Source organism: Pseudomonas fluorescens (assembly GCF_000802965.1).
Taxonomy (GTDB): domain Bacteria; phylum Pseudomonadota; class Gammaproteobacteria; order Pseudomonadales; family Pseudomonadaceae; genus Aquipseudomonas; species Aquipseudomonas fluorescens_A.
Genome location: NZ_JSAK01000005.1, coordinates 50,406 through 64,290 on the forward strand (window position 1 = coordinate 50,406; position 13,885 = coordinate 64,290).

Sequence of the window (13,885 nt, forward strand, 5' to 3'; positions counted from 1 at the left end):
GGCTTGCCAGCGATGAACGATGACGCGGTTTAAAGTCAAAACTCCAACGTGCTCGACAACGTCACCTGCCGCGAATCGCCCATCGACACAAAGAACCGGCTCGCCGCCGAGGTGTAGTACGTGCGGTCGAACAGGTTCTTCACATTGAGTTGGAACTTGACCCGCTGCCCGTCGAGTTGAGTGTCGTACGTGGCGAACGCATCGGCGACGGTGTAGCTCGGCAGCTCGAAATCGTTCACCGCATTACCCGCCCGCTCCCCGACATAACGCGCGCCCGCGCCGACCCGCAACTGATCGCCACCGATGACCGAGCCGAAGTCGTACACCACCGACAATGAGCCGCTGTTCTTCGCAACGTTTTGCAGTTTCTTGCCTTTGTAGTCCGGGTCTTCTGTCACTTCGGCATCGGTATAGGCGTAGCTGCCGATCATGCTCCAGCGCTCGCTGAGCTGGCCGCTCAAATCCAGTTCCAGACCTCGGGAGCGCACCTCGCCAGCAGCACTGTAGATCGTCACCGGGCCTTCCGAATTAGCTACCAACACGTTGCGTTTCTTGATGTCGAACAAGGCGACGTTACCCGTGACGCGACCCGGCATATCGAGCCTGGCGCCGACTTCCCAGGACTTGGCTTCTTCCGGCGCAACGCTGCCGTCGAGCACCGTGCTGCTGCCACTCAATGGCGCGATGGTCGAGTTGGGTTTGAACGATTCGGTGTAGCTGCCGTAGAACGACAACTCATCGGTGTAGCGATAAACGAGCCCCGCGCGCGGCACCCATTTCTGGCCGTTGCTGTCGGTGTTGGCCTTGAACGGCACACCCTTACCCGCGTACTGGTCGTACTCCTGGAAACGTCCACCGGCCACCAGGATCCATTGGTCGGTGAGATGGATCGAGTCCTGCAGAAACACCGAATCGCTACGCAGTTTGTCAGTCTGCGCGCTGTCGGCCGGGCTGACCGTGGTGCCGGCGACTTCACGGCCATACACCGGATTGAGATAACTGAACGTGGTCAGGCTTTTCTGGCGGATCAGGTCTTCGCGGTAAATCTTGCGGTACTCGTCATCGATGCCGAACACAACGTCATGGCGCATGCCCGCGACATCGACGTTGCCTTCAAGGCTGGCCGTGGTGAAGCGGTCGGTGCTGAGCGCATTCTGGGTGCCGTCCATGCTGCGGGTCAGGGTGCCTTTATTGGTGTCGATGGCTGTCACGCGCACTTGGCTGGCGTCGTAGGTTTCGCGGTTCCAGCTGTAGCCGAAGTGCGCATTCCAGTTGTCGTTGAGTTGGTGATCGGCTTCGAAGTGATACAGGTCGGAACGCCCTTCCATGTTGTTGAAGGGCTCGTCGAGCCGGCGATCGCGAGGGATGTCCAGCGGATGATTGTCGCGCGGGTCGATCACCGTGCCACGGTCGAACGGGGTCAGGAATTCACGGTGCTCATAGGCGAATAACAGCTTGGTGTTTTCGCCGAACCAGGCCAGCGACGGCGCCACCAAAGTCTCGCGATGCACACCGTAGTTGCGCCAGTAATCTTCGTCTTCGTGGTCCAGCACCATGCGATAGGCCAGCCCGGACTGCCCTAATGCGCCGGTGCTGTCGAAGGTACCGCCGCTGCCGTTCTTGCCTTCGCCATAGGTCGAGCCACGCACGGTCAACGCGTTGTACTGCTCAAGCTCAGGTTTCTTGCTGACCATATTGACCACGCCGCCCGGATCCTGAATCCCGTAGAGCAACGAGGCGGGGCCCTTGAGCACTTCGACCCGATCCACCGTGGCATTCATGCCACGGCCCTGCACGATCGGCATACCGTCGCGCATGATCGAACCGTTGCGATTGTCGCCGAAGCCGCGGGTCATCACCGAATCCTGAGTGCTGCCCAGTGTGTTGCCTTGGGTGATGCCACTGACGTTGGCCAGCGCATCGTCGAGGTTGCGCGGCGTCTGATCGCGGATGACCTGGGCCGGGACAATGTTGACGGTCTGCGGAATTTCCTGAAGCGATGCCGAAGTGCGCATCACCGAACTGGTGTCGGGCGGCTGGTAGCTCGTCGACTGATCCATCACTGAAGTAATGGTGGTCGCGCCCAGGTTCAAGGCGCCTTCGGTGGGCAGCGGTTCCAGCACCAACGTGTGGCCGTCGGTACGACGGAAGGTGAAACCTGAACCGGCGAGCAAACGCTGCATCGCCTGTTCGGCGCTGAACTGCCCGCTGACGGCCGGGGCAGTGATGCCGTAAGGCGCTTCATCGGTGTAGACCACGCTGATGCCGGTGATGCGGCTGAAGTCGCTCAGGGCCTGGGGCAGTGGTTGGGCGGCCATCGAAAAGCTGAACTGTGTGCGTTCCTGGGCACTGGTTTCTGCCGCCATCGCCACATTCAGCGGCAGCAACGCCAACGCCGAGAAGCTCAACGCAGAAACACCCAACCATTGTTTGACCGAACCCGATTTTGCCCTGGACTTCATCACTCATGACCTGTGTAGAACCGCAACGGATGCGAATGACTCGCAGTTTCAGTCACTACACGGATGGCGCTCGGTTTTACCTCAGCAGAAAGTTGAAAATATTTTGGGAGGATCAAAAGATCGCAGCCTTCGGCAGCTTCTACAGGGGACGTGTTCCATGTAGGAGCTGCCGAAGGCTGCGATCTTTTGATTTTGCCTCAGCGCAGAATAATCAGACGCCCCAACACCTGATGCTGTTCAAACCCCAATACCCCCTGCAAAGAATTCAGCACCGCTTGCGGGTCCTTGCTCGGAAAGCTGCCGCTGACCCGGCGCTGGGCCAGTTCATCGTCAAGCAACACGATCCGCCCCGGGTGATAGCGGCGTAAATCCTCCACCACATCGGCCAGTGTCGCCTTGTAGTAATTGAGCCACCCTTGACGCCATGCCAACTGCGCTTCGCTGTCCACCGCGTGAAGCTTTTCCGCTGAGCCTTCGCCGTACGCCACTTGCTGGCCAGCGGTGAGAATTTGCTGCTCGGCATTCTTGCCAGCCGTTACGCCAACCCGACCAGACAACACCGTGACCTGCGCCCCATGGGGCCGCAGGCGCACCTCAAACTGCGTGCCCAACACCCGCGCCTGGCCGTTCTCGGCATCCACCACAAACGGCTCGCCAGTATGGGTCACGCTGAAAAATCCGGCACCGCGACGCACCTGCACATGCCGCTCACCACGACTGAAATCCACGGCAATTGCACTATCGGCATCAAGAGTAACTTGCGACTGATCGGCCAAAATGACGGTGCGGATTTCCCCCGGCGCCGACACATAATCGGCGCCCAGATCGTCGATCCAGCGCGATGGCTGCCAACCGCTGCCGAGGCTGACCATCAGCAGCAAACACGCAGCCATAACCAGCGCTGCGGACCAACGCCGGACACTGCCGCGGCGTGAGCGGTTCATCGCATTGAGGTAACCCTGCAGAGCCAATGCGTCTTCATCGGCGAGCGTGCGCGCCGGCCCTTCGCTCAATTCCCATAGCACCTGCGCACGGGCATACGCCTCGGCATGGGCCGGGTCAGCCTGCAACCACTGGCTGAACGTGGCCTGATCGCCGCTGCTCGGCTGGTCATGCAAGAGACTCAGCCAGGCCAGCGCAGCCTGCTCCTGAGCCGGCGTCGGGGTGACGCGTTCCAAGTTGTTCACAGTGCTTTCCCTGGCATGCGCGGGTCGGGTTCCCGCAGGCTGGCCTTGCAGGCCTCGAGCGCGCGCATCATATGTTTTTCCACGGCACTTTGTGACAGGTCCATGGCCTTGGCGATTTCAGCGTATTTGCGGCCATGGATGCGATTGAGCAAAAAGATCTGCCGCGTGCGCTCGGGCAATGCACGCAATGCCGCTTCGACATGACGCAAATCGTTGCCCGCCTCCAACGCCGCTTGCGGCTCACTGCCTGCGCTGTCCGACGGTTCCGCCATCAAGCCTTCGTTGGCGCGGACCCGCGTGCCTTCACTGCGTAAATGATCGATGGCGATGTTGCCGGCGCAGCGCAACAGGTAGGTGCTGAGCTCTTCGACCTGCACCAGCGGCCGTCGCCAGAAACGCAGGAACAAGTCCTGCACCAGGTCCGCGGCGGTCGCCCGGCACCCCACGCGGCGACTCACCAGCGCTTCCATTTGCGACCGTTGCGAGAGGAACACCTGGAGAAAATGCGCACGGTCGCCGCGCGGTTCATCGCGCTCACCTTCACAGGGCTCTTTTTCACAGAGTCGGGGCGGACGACTGATCATCGATTCAAAACTGCGCCAACGCGGCAATCGGGCTGGCCACCAGGCTCAACCCGGCCAGCGACAACGCCAGACGCGGGCGATAGGGCATCAGCAACACCAGAAGCAAGGCACTGAGCATCAACACCGCGCACCACTCCACCAGTCCCAGCCCCCAACCGGTGCTCGACACTGCCGCCCACAACGACAAGGCAAGCAGCAACCAGCCCGCGAGCTTCAGCCATGGGCGCAGGCGCGGTGAAAGTTTGCGCCCCAGCAGATCAGCATGATGTCGATCCATGGATAAGCAGAGCGCAGTGAACGCGCCGTAGCAGAGCAAACAGGCGAGCAGCATTCAGTTCGCCTCCTGCTCTGGGATGACGGCGCGCGCACGTTGCTGGCCGGTGAGTTCAGGCTGTCCGGCGCGCTGCATTTTCCACGCCGCCCAACCGAGGAACAGACCGCTTCCCAGGCACGCCAGATCGAAACCGGCCATGGCCCAATCGCCCTGGACCAGCGTCACGCCCAAGTGATACGGCGTGGTCACGGCGTTCAACAACGGCACCGCAGCAAACAGCAACGCCGCCAGCGCCAGTTGCTCCACCCACGCGGTACGACCGCGCCGGAGCATGGCATGCAGCAGGCACAGGCCCCAGACGATAAAGAAGCTGTTGACCTCCCAATCCGCCCGGCCGTCCAGGTCGACCGGCAGCAAACGGTTAGCCCAGAAGAACACCGCCACCGCGACCACCAGACCCGACATGCTGGCGATGTTCAGCACTTCCACCAATCGCAGTTCGAACGGCATCACGCCGCTCTTGGCGTGCTTGAGTTGACGCTTGCCGAGCCAGATCACCAGCCCGGTGCCGATCATCGCCGTGCTCGCCAGCCCGCAAATAAAGTACAGCCAGCGCAACACCGGCCCGGCGAAATGGCCCATGTGCAAGCCGTAGAAACTGCCGGCAATCGCCATCGGTAACGCTTGTTCAGGTGTCGCACCCAGCAATTGACCAGTCACACCGTTGAAGGTCACGGCGCTACCAAGGTCGTGAACCACGCGATCCGCGCCATCGCGGGCCAGCACCACCGTGGCATTCGCATCGCCCGGATTGTTCACGGTCAATCGTCCGACTCGCCCGCCCGACCACTGCTCGCGAGCCTTTTCCAGCAACGGCGCCAATGGCAACAACGGCGCAACGTCGCCGGAGGCTTTTGCGGTATTGCCCGCGGGAAACACCTCACTGAAGAACGCCTGCGCATCACCTTTGTACGAGGCCAGGATGCTTGCCGGCATGACCATGGACATGAAAATCACCAGGCTGCTATAGGTGATCATCAGGTGAAACGGCAGCACCAGCACGCCTACCGCGTTGTGCCCGTCGAGCCAGGAGCGCTGGCCCTTGCGTGGACGGAAGGTGAAAAAGTCCTTGAAGATTTTCTTATGGGTGATGATCCCGCTGATCAGCGCGACGAACATCACCATGGCTGCGATAGTCGACAGCCAGCGGCCCCACGGATAAGGCATTTGCAGCTGAAAGTGGAAGCGGTAGAAGAACTCGCCGCCGCGCGTATCCCTGCCGTGCACTTCACTGCCGGTTTGTGGGTCGAGGAGTTTTTCCGTGAGCTGGCCGCGCTCGCCGGGTTTGGCCGGGGTTTGCTGCCAGCGCACCGAAAGACCGGGCTCACGGGAGTCGGGCAAATCGATGATCCAGCGCGAGGCATTTGGGGCGTTTTGCTGGAGATAGCCTTGAGCCAGCGTCAGGCTGGCTTCGGAAGTCACCGAACGCGCAGGGATTTCCGGCTGCATCCAGTGATTGGTCTCGTCCTTGAAATAGGCGAGCGTGCCAGTCAGAAAAATCGCAAACAGCAACCAGCCGAAGGTCAAACCGGCCCAGGTGTGCAACCAGGCCATCGCCTGGCGAAAGCCCTCTTTCATGACCGTTCCATCCAGTACGCCAGCCCCGCTGCCGCCGTCAATACCAGGCTCGTCGCGATCAACCCGAACCAGGCCCGCCAAGCCGTGCGACAGGCGAAACACCAGATCACCGCCACCAGATAGACCAAGAACGAGCTCATCATTCCGGTCACTACCGCTTCGGTGCGGGCCATGGGTACCCAAAGCGTCAGGCAAACGCTGGCCAACGCCGTCACGAAGTACCCGCCGAACACAGCCGCCAGCACCCGCGAAGTGACCGCCAGTCGATAGGAAACGGGGAGCGTGGCGCTTTTGGCTTTCATGTCGCGACCTTGAAACCGGGTGAGGCCGCATGAACGTCACGGGCCAGCAAGGCGCAATATTAATGATAAATATTCTCATACGCAAAAGAAGCGGATGATTGATCGCTAAATCAGTGGTGAGGGAGCTCGCTCCCGCTGGGGGTGCGAGCGCCCCCCAAAAACATCCAGCGCGTTGTGTCAGGTAAATCTGATTAGCCGGGCTTGCGACTGCTGCGCAGTCGAGCGGGAGCAAGCTCCCTCAGGGGTATCAACGAACTTCAGAAACAAAACGGGCCTGCAATGCAGGCCCGTTTGAGTGGGAAGGTAAAAAGTGAATCAGGCTTCAGCCGTTTTGCGCAGCCTGTTCGTTTTCAAGAAACTCTTCTTCCAGTAGCACATCGGCATGAGCCCTGCGCTCGAACGGCACCACGGCGGCGCGTGGTTTGCCTCGCAATTTGCCGAACAGATGTTCCAGCGCATGCTCGAGTTTCTCGGCGGCTCCATCGATCGCCAGTTCCAGGCTGGCGGCTTTATGGGTGACAGAAATCGGTTGGTGGCCTTTTGGCCGCGCTTCCAGTTGGCAGCGCAAATCGTGGGGACCGGGCTTGTCGCCGTTCTCGTCCCTCAGGTGTACCTCGACACGAGTCAGGTCTTCTTCGTATCGTTCGAGCGTGCTCTCAATGGTAGTACGTACCCACTCCTCCAGTCGGATGCTGCTTTGAATATGGTTATCGCTATTGACTTGGATTTGCATAGTTCATCCCTTATTTCAGCTAGCTCGCGAGAGGCCGGTCAGCTAAGCCCTTGGGCGTCATCACCGTGACCTCTTGTTTACACAATCGGTCTGTACGCTGAACAATTCAACCCCTAAAAAAAGATAAATTTGTAATCGCAAAAAAAGCCGGACAACCGGCAAAAGCGCTGTTAAGGTCGGGAGTTGAGTCGCCCAGCTTCTCTGTCACAAATTCTCACATCTGCTGGTCCGCCAGCGGGTGCAAGCCACGAAAAATCCCCGCTTCTTCCACCAGCCAGTCATGCACCGCACGCACGCCCGGATGGCTCAGCGCACCCGGCGCATAAAGCACCATGTAGCGCTTGTGATTGGGTACCGCCAAACCAAACGGCACGATCAACGCCCCGCGCTCCAGCTCATCGTTGAGCAGCGTTCGCCGCGCAATCGCCACGCCCATCCCGGCGATGGCCGCTTCGATGGTCAAGTGATTGCGATTGAAGGTGTGTCCACGCCGAACATCCGCGCCTTCGAAGCCGATGGCATTCAGATAGAACTCCCATTCCGCGTATTCGTAACTGCCGCGCCAGGCGGTGATGTCGTGCAGCAGCGGGAAATGCATCAGGTCCGCCGGCCCATGCAAGGGCGGACGACCGCGCAACAGCCCCGGCGCACACACTGGGAAAATCTGCTCGTCGAGCAAGGCTGTGGATAACAATCCGGGGTAGCTGCCGTCGTTCAGGTCGATGGCCAGATCGAAGTCGCCCTCGTGCAACGGCACGCTGCTGTCCTCGGCCACCAGGCGCAGTTGAATGTCCGGGAAACGCTGCTGCAAACGCGGCAGGCGCGGAGTCAGCCACTTGCTCAGGAACGACGGAATCGACCGCACCCGCAACGTGCCGCTGATCATGCCGGCATCCAGCCGGCGCAACTCCGCATCGATGCTGCCATAGGCCTCGTTGACGGTAACGGCCAACCGCTGGCCTTCGGCACTCAGCTCCACTCCCCGCGCCCGCCGATGAAACAAGCGAAAACCCAAGCGCTCTTCCAGTTGGCGGATCTGCTGGCTGACCGCTCCGGGCGTGATGTGCAGCTCTTCAGCGCAACGGGTGAACGACAAGTGCCGCGCGGCGCAGGAAAACACCTGCAGCCACACATAAGTCTGGGCGTGCAATTGACGGCTCATCGTTTAGTCCTGCTAAAGGCTGTCTTAGGAAGTTTCGTTGGTCACGTAGGACCGAGAGAGGCAGTATCGCTGAAAGTGCGCTTGTCCTACAGAAATGGCAGCGATTTATCTTCCATTGCAGGAATAGGCTTTAGCATGGCTATCAGTGTTTTCGATCTCTTCAAAGTCGGCATCGGTCCATCCAGCTCCCATACAGTTGGTCCGATGCGTGCCGCTGCGACCTTCGCCCAAGCGCTGGTTGACCAGCGGTTGGTCATTGACGTTCGACGAGTAGAAATCCGCCTCTACGGCTCCCTGTCGGCCACGGGTGTCGGTCACGCCACCGACCGCGCCTGTGTCATGGGCTTGATGGGCGAATGGCCGGATCGTATCGATCCAAGCACCATCGACAGCCGTATCCAAACCCTGCGTGAAACCGGTGAACTGTCTCTGGCAGGCCAAGTAACCATTGCCTTCAACTGGTCGCGCGATCTCCTGCTGCTCGACGAGAGTTTGCCCTACCACCCCAACGCCATGTCCCTGACGGCCTTTGGCGAAACCGGCGAACTGTTCGAGCAGACGTACTACTCGGTCGGCGGGGGTTTCATCATCGAAGCCGCCGAGGCCGAATCCGGTGTTGCACCCGCCAGCGACGTTGTGCTGCCGTACGATTTTTCCAGCGCCGCCGAACTCCTCAAGCTCTGCAATCAGCACGGACTACGGGTTTCCGAACTGATGATGGCCAACGAACGGGCCTGGCGCAGTGACGAAGAAATCCGCCAGGGCCTGCTGAACATCTGGTCGGTAATGCGCGAATGCGTCGAGCAAGGACTGGAACACGAAGGGATCTTGCCCGGCGGTCTGAATGTGCCGCGCCGCGCGGCGAAATTGCACCGCAGCCTGTTGGAAATCGGCAAGCCGAACGTCATCACATCGACCCTGTCGGCCATGGAGTGGGTGAACTTGTTCGCCCTCGCCGTCAACGAAGAAAACGCCGCCGGCGGGCGCATGGTGACGGCACCGACCAACGGCGCGGCAGGGATCATTCCGGCGGTGCTGCACTACTACATGAAATTCAACCCGGACGCGTCGGACGATGACGTCGTGGCGTTCTTCCTCGGCGCGGCAGCCGTCGGCATTCTCTGCAAGAAAAATGCTTCGATCTCCGGTGCTGAAGTCGGCTGTCAGGGCGAAGTTGGCTCGGCCTGCGCCATGGCCGCCGCCGGATTGGCGGACGTGCTCGGCGCAACGCCGGAGCAATTGGAGAACGCCGCTGAAATCGGACTTGAACACAACCTCGGCCTGACCTGCGACCCTGTCGGCGGCCTGGTGCAAGTGCCCTGCATCGAGCGCAACGCGATTGCCGCCGTGAAGGCGATCAATGCCACGCAAATGGCCCTGCGTGGCGACGGCAAACACTTTATTTCGCTGGATCGGGTGATCCGCACCATGCGCGATACCGGCGCCGACATGCACGACAAATACAAGGAAACGTCACGGGGCGGCCTGGCAGTGAACTGGGTGGAGTGCTGATCGCTTAGGAGGCACGCCCAAGCGAATTGCCCTGGAACGGGCAAAACTTGTAGGAGCCGGCTTGCAGGCGATGGCGGTTCATCAGTTGAAATTTGTATCGACTATTAATGCGCTATCGCCAGCAAACCGGCTCCTACAGGGGTAAGCGCACGCGAATCCGATATAGCGCCCACGTTATTTTCACGCCCTTGATTGTCCGACAATCTTTCCGGCATGTCCCTTGCTACACCTCCTGCAGGAGCTGCCGCAGCCTGCGGCAGCTCCTGCACGAAATCGATTGCGCAAAAACGATGATGGCGATGTGGCCAGGAAAAGGCCGATGGTCTGGAGTTGCGAACTAATCCCGATCACGGCCGTCAACAACTGCACGTTCAATCAGGCGGTGACGCATCATGGACAACCCTTTTCAGCTCATTACCGATGCTTTTGCAGCGGATTATCAGATCAACCTGAGCATTCAGGGTCTGGATGGCAGCATCATGCTGACCCTGTCCAACAGTGGCCGCGTAGTAGCCAAGCGGATGATTAGCAGCGAACAACGTAATGACCCCGAGCGCCTCAAACGCCTGGTGCAAAGCATTCAGTTCGGCATTGCCATCGAACAGGGCCACAGCGCCGTGGCCATCCTTGAAGCCATGACCGATGGCAGCACCCGCAACCTGCCGCCACCTGTCAAAGGCCGGCCACGACCGGCCATGGGGCTTTAAAGCTCGCCCTTCTCCACTTCCGGGTGTTCACCTGAACCCGCACCGGTCTTACGGTGCGGGTGTTCGATCTTCACCGACGGGAATTGCGACGAGGCGTAACGCACCACCAGGATTGCAAACGCCAACAGCAAGATTCCGCCGCACAGGTAGATGATCCCCAAGTCAGGCGGATTGTGGTGCGATACGTTGGAGATCAGCAGGCGTGTCAGCGCGGTGATCGCTACGTAGATCAGGAACCGCACCGGCATGTGGTTGGTCTTGAAATAAATCCCGACCATCGCACCCAGTTCCAGGTAGATGAACAGCAACAAGATGTCATCGATCTTGATGTGCCCCTGTTCGAGCATCCCGAGAAACTCCATCACCGCCGCCCACGCAGTCACCGCACCAATGGCGAACAGCGCCAGGTAGTGGAAGGTTTCGACGAACAGGTTGCCGAGGGATTCGGCCAGCTCATGCACGTTCTGCCGCAGCTTTTCGGCCCAGTTGATTTTCACGATGATGCTTCCTTAGGTCGGCTCGACCGGATAATGCAGGGTGGACGTGACGATTGTTCTGCATGCAGAAACAAGGCCACGCCATGATGGCGAGCCGCCGCAAAATGCGCTCCGTGGCGTTTGGTCGCACCCGAGCGAGGCTGCTCGCGATGGATTCACCTGACAAACCCTGAATCCGGTCTACATTAAAAAGCCACTACCCAAACCCCAAGGATTCGCTTATCCTTTTAGCTGTATATAAATACAGTAGTCGAATCAGACAACCAAATGTGAAGGCATGTGAGGTGGTGAATGGCCGTCGAAGTGGTATACCGCAGCAGCCGAGATCTGGAGCGCTTGTTCATGGATAAAGCCGAAGCTGACCGTCATGACAAAATGCTCGAACTGGCCGAGTTGCTGGCTGAAGTGTTGCAAAAAGCCGTTCCGTCCCTGACCGAGCAGCAAGTGGAAGAAGCCGGGATCTACATGGCGAAAAACCGTGATGTGTTTGCCAAGGCATTCAAGAGCCAGCCGGACGCCTTGTCCGAATTGCTCGCCGCCCCTGTTGAGGTCGCGGAGCCGGTTGCAGTAGCCGCACTTGTGGAAGAGGCAAACGTTGAGCCAGTTGCTCCGGCCAAGCCTGCGAAGGCCGCCAAAGCAGCAAAGTAGGCAACGCCCGAATTGAATAGGCCCTGAGTCCATTGGACTCAGGGCCTTTTTCATTTATGGAATTCACAAGATCCCAGCCTCTGTAGGAGCTGCCGCAGGCTGCGATCTTTTGATCTCGCTATCGGTACAACACTTTCTCCGCCAACTCATCCGCCACCCGCGCCGGCGACCGTTTTTCCGCCTGGGCGTGGGCGAAAACCTCGGTGAGTCGCGAACTGATTTTCGACAGGTGCGCGGTGATAGTCCCCAGCTCTTCGCCCCGGTGCTTGAGCGAAACGTAGATCAACCCGCCGGCATTGATCACGTAGTCCGGCGCATAAAGGATACCCCGCCGTTCCAACTGATCGGCAACGTCCAGATGAGTCAGCTGATTGTTCGCCGAACCGGCCACTGCCGAGCAGCGCAGTTGCGTCACGCTGTGACTGTTCAGCACCCCGCCCAGACCGCATGGCGCGAGAATGTCACATGGCGTGCTGAGCAGAGCGTCGTTGGCAATCGGGTGCGCGCCGAGTTGCTCCATCGCCAATTGCACCTTGCCGTGATCGATATCGCTGACCAGCAGTTCAGCGCCAGCGGCGTGCAACTGTTCGGCCAAGGCAAAACCGACGTTGCCCAAGCCCTGGATAGCCACACGCAAGCCTTCAAGGTTATCGCTGCCCAGCCGTGCCATCGCCGTGGCACGAATACCGGTGAACACGCCCATCGCCGCATGCGGCGCAGGGTCGCCCGCCGAGGTGGTGCTGGTGACGTGTTGGGTCTGTTGGGCGATGCAATCCATGTCCGCCACCGAGGTGCCACTGTCGATAGCGGTGATGTAGCGCCCGTCGAGCTGATTGATGCAGCGCCCGAAGGCTTCGAACAACGCAGCACGATTGGCCACGTGAACGGGTCGAACAATCACCGCCACACCGCCACCCTGGGCCAGACCGGCCAGTGCCGCCTTGTAACTCATGCCTTGGGCAAGGCGCACTGCATCCTCGACCGCGGACTCGTCGCTGGGATAGGCAAGGTAACGACACCCGCCCAGGGCAGGCCCCAAACGGCTGTTATGAATGGCAATGACCGCCTTCAACCCGGTGACCGGGTCGACGCTCAGATGCAGCGATTCAAGGCGAGTGCTTTGCATGAGAGCGAACATCGTAAGGCTCCCGAATCACTTCTTGTAGTCGCCAGTATAGGCTTGCGCCCGAAAATTGCAGAAGCACACCGGAATAAGCGGCGCCGCCAATCAGGCTTTCGGAAATAACTCCGGTACTCGCCTTTATGGCACTGGACGAATGCTGGAGACGGGGCTAAAACGAGGCATTGCCCGGAGATTTTGATGACACCGCGCCAATCGTTTTTCGCCTGTGTACAACGTTCACCGCCCGCACTGTTCGAGGCGGCGCTATACATTGCAGTCGAACACGACAAGGACGTGAACGTCGAAACGGTATTGAACGACTTCAAGGATCTGCAACAGCGGATCAGTAGCGGTTTGCCAATGCTGCCGGTGAGCGAATTGGCGCAACCGTTGTTACGGCGCTTGAATGATCTGGGTTTCGCCCAGGACGACTTCACGCCCTTGCGCCCGCAAGCGGCGTTAATCGATAAAGTCCTTGAACGCCGGCGTGGTCAGCCACTGGCGTTGGGGATGATTGCACTGGAGTTGGCCAGAGGCCTGGAAATCCCCATGGTCGGAGTCAACTTCCCAGGCCATTTTCTGTTGCGGGTGCCGGGCGCCGATCACCTGCTTGACCCGTGCGGCGGCCGGCGGCTGTACCCCAATGATTGCCGTGAGCTTCTGCATCGCCAGTACGGCCCGAACATGAAGCTCAGCGCCGAACACCTGGTCACCGCCGAGCCTGTGCAAATGCTCCAACGCCTGTCGCGCAACCTGCGTCAGCTGCACCTGTCCCATGACGACTACATCGGCGCCTTGATCGACGCCGAACGCGTGCTGGAACTGGGCAACGCCAATGCCGCCGATTACCTGGCCCGGGCCAGCCTCTACCAACGACTGGAATGCCCCAATGCCGAGCGTTTCGACCTGGAACATGCCCTGCTGCTGAGCGACGACCCGATCCAGCGGCTTCGGTTGACGGAACGACTGGGGCATTTGCCGCCCAATTCCATCGTCCATTAAAAGCAAAAGATCGCAGCCTGCGGCAGCTCCTACATTGATTCCCTGTAGGAGCTG

At 59.8% G+C, this 13,885-nt stretch carries 13 protein-coding genes and 1 pseudogene; 4 read left to right on the forward strand and 10 right to left on the reverse strand.

Annotated features, from left to right (window positions below; translation table 11 throughout):
* Window positions 1–35: 35 nt before the first annotated feature.
* The 8 genes from NL64_RS04920 to NL64_RS04955 all read right to left on the reverse strand — a co-directional run bounded on the left by NL64_RS04920 (window position 36) and on the right by NL64_RS04955 (window position 8,342).
* Entirely contained in the window at window positions 36–2,462 is a 2,427-nt protein-coding gene (locus NL64_RS04920; RefSeq protein WP_034147039.1) for a TonB-dependent siderophore receptor, read from the reverse strand.
* A 197-nt stretch (window positions 2,463–2,659) separates the two neighbouring features.
* Window positions 2,660–3,649: a FecR family protein gene (locus NL64_RS04925; protein WP_034147040.1), complete on the reverse strand. Its 990-nt coding sequence runs from the start codon at window positions 3,647–3,649 to the stop codon at window positions 2,660–2,662.
* Window positions 3,646–4,233 (reverse strand): RNA polymerase sigma factor, encoded by a 588-nt coding sequence (locus tag NL64_RS04930; RefSeq protein ID WP_034147111.1) that lies wholly within the window; start codon window positions 4,231–4,233, stop codon window positions 3,646–3,648. The genes NL64_RS04925 and NL64_RS04930 overlap by 4 nt, the downstream gene beginning before the upstream one ends.
* A 4-nt stretch (window positions 4,234–4,237) precedes the next feature.
* Complete coding sequence (locus NL64_RS04935) at window positions 4,238–4,564, reverse strand: DUF3325 domain-containing protein (protein WP_034147041.1); 327 nt, start codon at window positions 4,562–4,564, stop codon at window positions 4,238–4,240.
* Entirely contained in the window at window positions 4,565–6,145 is a 1,581-nt protein-coding gene (locus NL64_RS04940) for a PepSY-associated TM helix domain-containing protein (RefSeq protein ID WP_034147042.1), read from the reverse strand.
* On the reverse strand, window positions 6,142–6,447 hold the full coding sequence (locus tag NL64_RS04945; protein ID WP_034147043.1) for a hypothetical protein: 306 nt from the start codon (window positions 6,445–6,447) through the stop codon (window positions 6,142–6,144). The genes NL64_RS04940 and NL64_RS04945 overlap by 4 nt, the downstream gene beginning before the upstream one ends.
* Before the next feature lie 322 nt (window positions 6,448–6,769).
* Entirely contained in the window at window positions 6,770–7,180 is a 411-nt protein-coding gene (locus tag NL64_RS04950; RefSeq protein ID WP_034147044.1) for an HPF/RaiA family ribosome-associated protein, read from the reverse strand.
* Window positions 7,181–7,394: 214 nt separating this feature from the next.
* On the reverse strand, window positions 7,395–8,342 hold the full coding sequence (locus tag NL64_RS04955) for a LysR substrate-binding domain-containing protein (protein WP_034147045.1): 948 nt from the start codon (window positions 8,340–8,342) through the stop codon (window positions 7,395–7,397).
* Window positions 8,343–8,477: 135 nt separating this feature from the next.
* Here NL64_RS04955 and NL64_RS04960 point away from each other — a divergent pair, with 135 nt between their 5' ends.
* Both NL64_RS04960 and NL64_RS04965 read left to right on the forward strand, forming a co-directional pair.
* On the forward strand, window positions 8,478–9,854 hold the full coding sequence (locus NL64_RS04960) for an L-serine ammonia-lyase (RefSeq protein ID WP_034147046.1): 1,377 nt from the start codon (window positions 8,478–8,480) through the stop codon (window positions 9,852–9,854).
* A gap of 392 nt (window positions 9,855–10,246) precedes the next feature.
* Entirely contained in the window at window positions 10,247–10,561 is a 315-nt protein-coding gene (locus tag NL64_RS04965; RefSeq protein ID WP_034147047.1) for a DUF3509 domain-containing protein, read from the forward strand.
* Here the strand turns inward: NL64_RS04965 and NL64_RS04970 are convergent.
* Entirely contained in the window at window positions 10,558–11,058 is a 501-nt protein-coding gene (locus NL64_RS04970) for a phosphate-starvation-inducible protein PsiE (protein WP_008054441.1), read from the reverse strand. The two genes, NL64_RS04965 and NL64_RS04970, sit on opposite strands and share 4 nt — an antisense overlap.
* A gap of 291 nt (window positions 11,059–11,349) precedes the next feature.
* Here NL64_RS04970 and NL64_RS04975 point away from each other — a divergent pair.
* Window positions 11,350–11,589: pseudogene (locus NL64_RS04975) on the forward strand (YebG family protein); the annotation flags it as partial.
* Between the two features lie 235 nt (window positions 11,590–11,824).
* Here the strand turns inward: NL64_RS04975 and NL64_RS04980 are convergent.
* Window positions 11,825–12,844, reverse strand: a complete 1,020-nt coding sequence (locus tag NL64_RS04980; protein WP_034147049.1) for a Glu/Leu/Phe/Val dehydrogenase family protein — start codon at window positions 12,842–12,844, stop codon at window positions 11,825–11,827.
* Between the two features lie 183 nt (window positions 12,845–13,027).
* On the opposite strand from NL64_RS04980, the gene NL64_RS04985 reads away from it, so the two are divergent.
* The gene (locus NL64_RS04985; protein ID WP_034147050.1) at window positions 13,028–13,831 is read left to right on the forward strand and encodes a SirB1 family protein; all 804 of its coding nucleotides are present in this window, start codon (window positions 13,028–13,030) and stop codon (window positions 13,829–13,831) included.
* The last annotated feature ends 54 nt before the right edge of the window (window positions 13,832–13,885 follow it).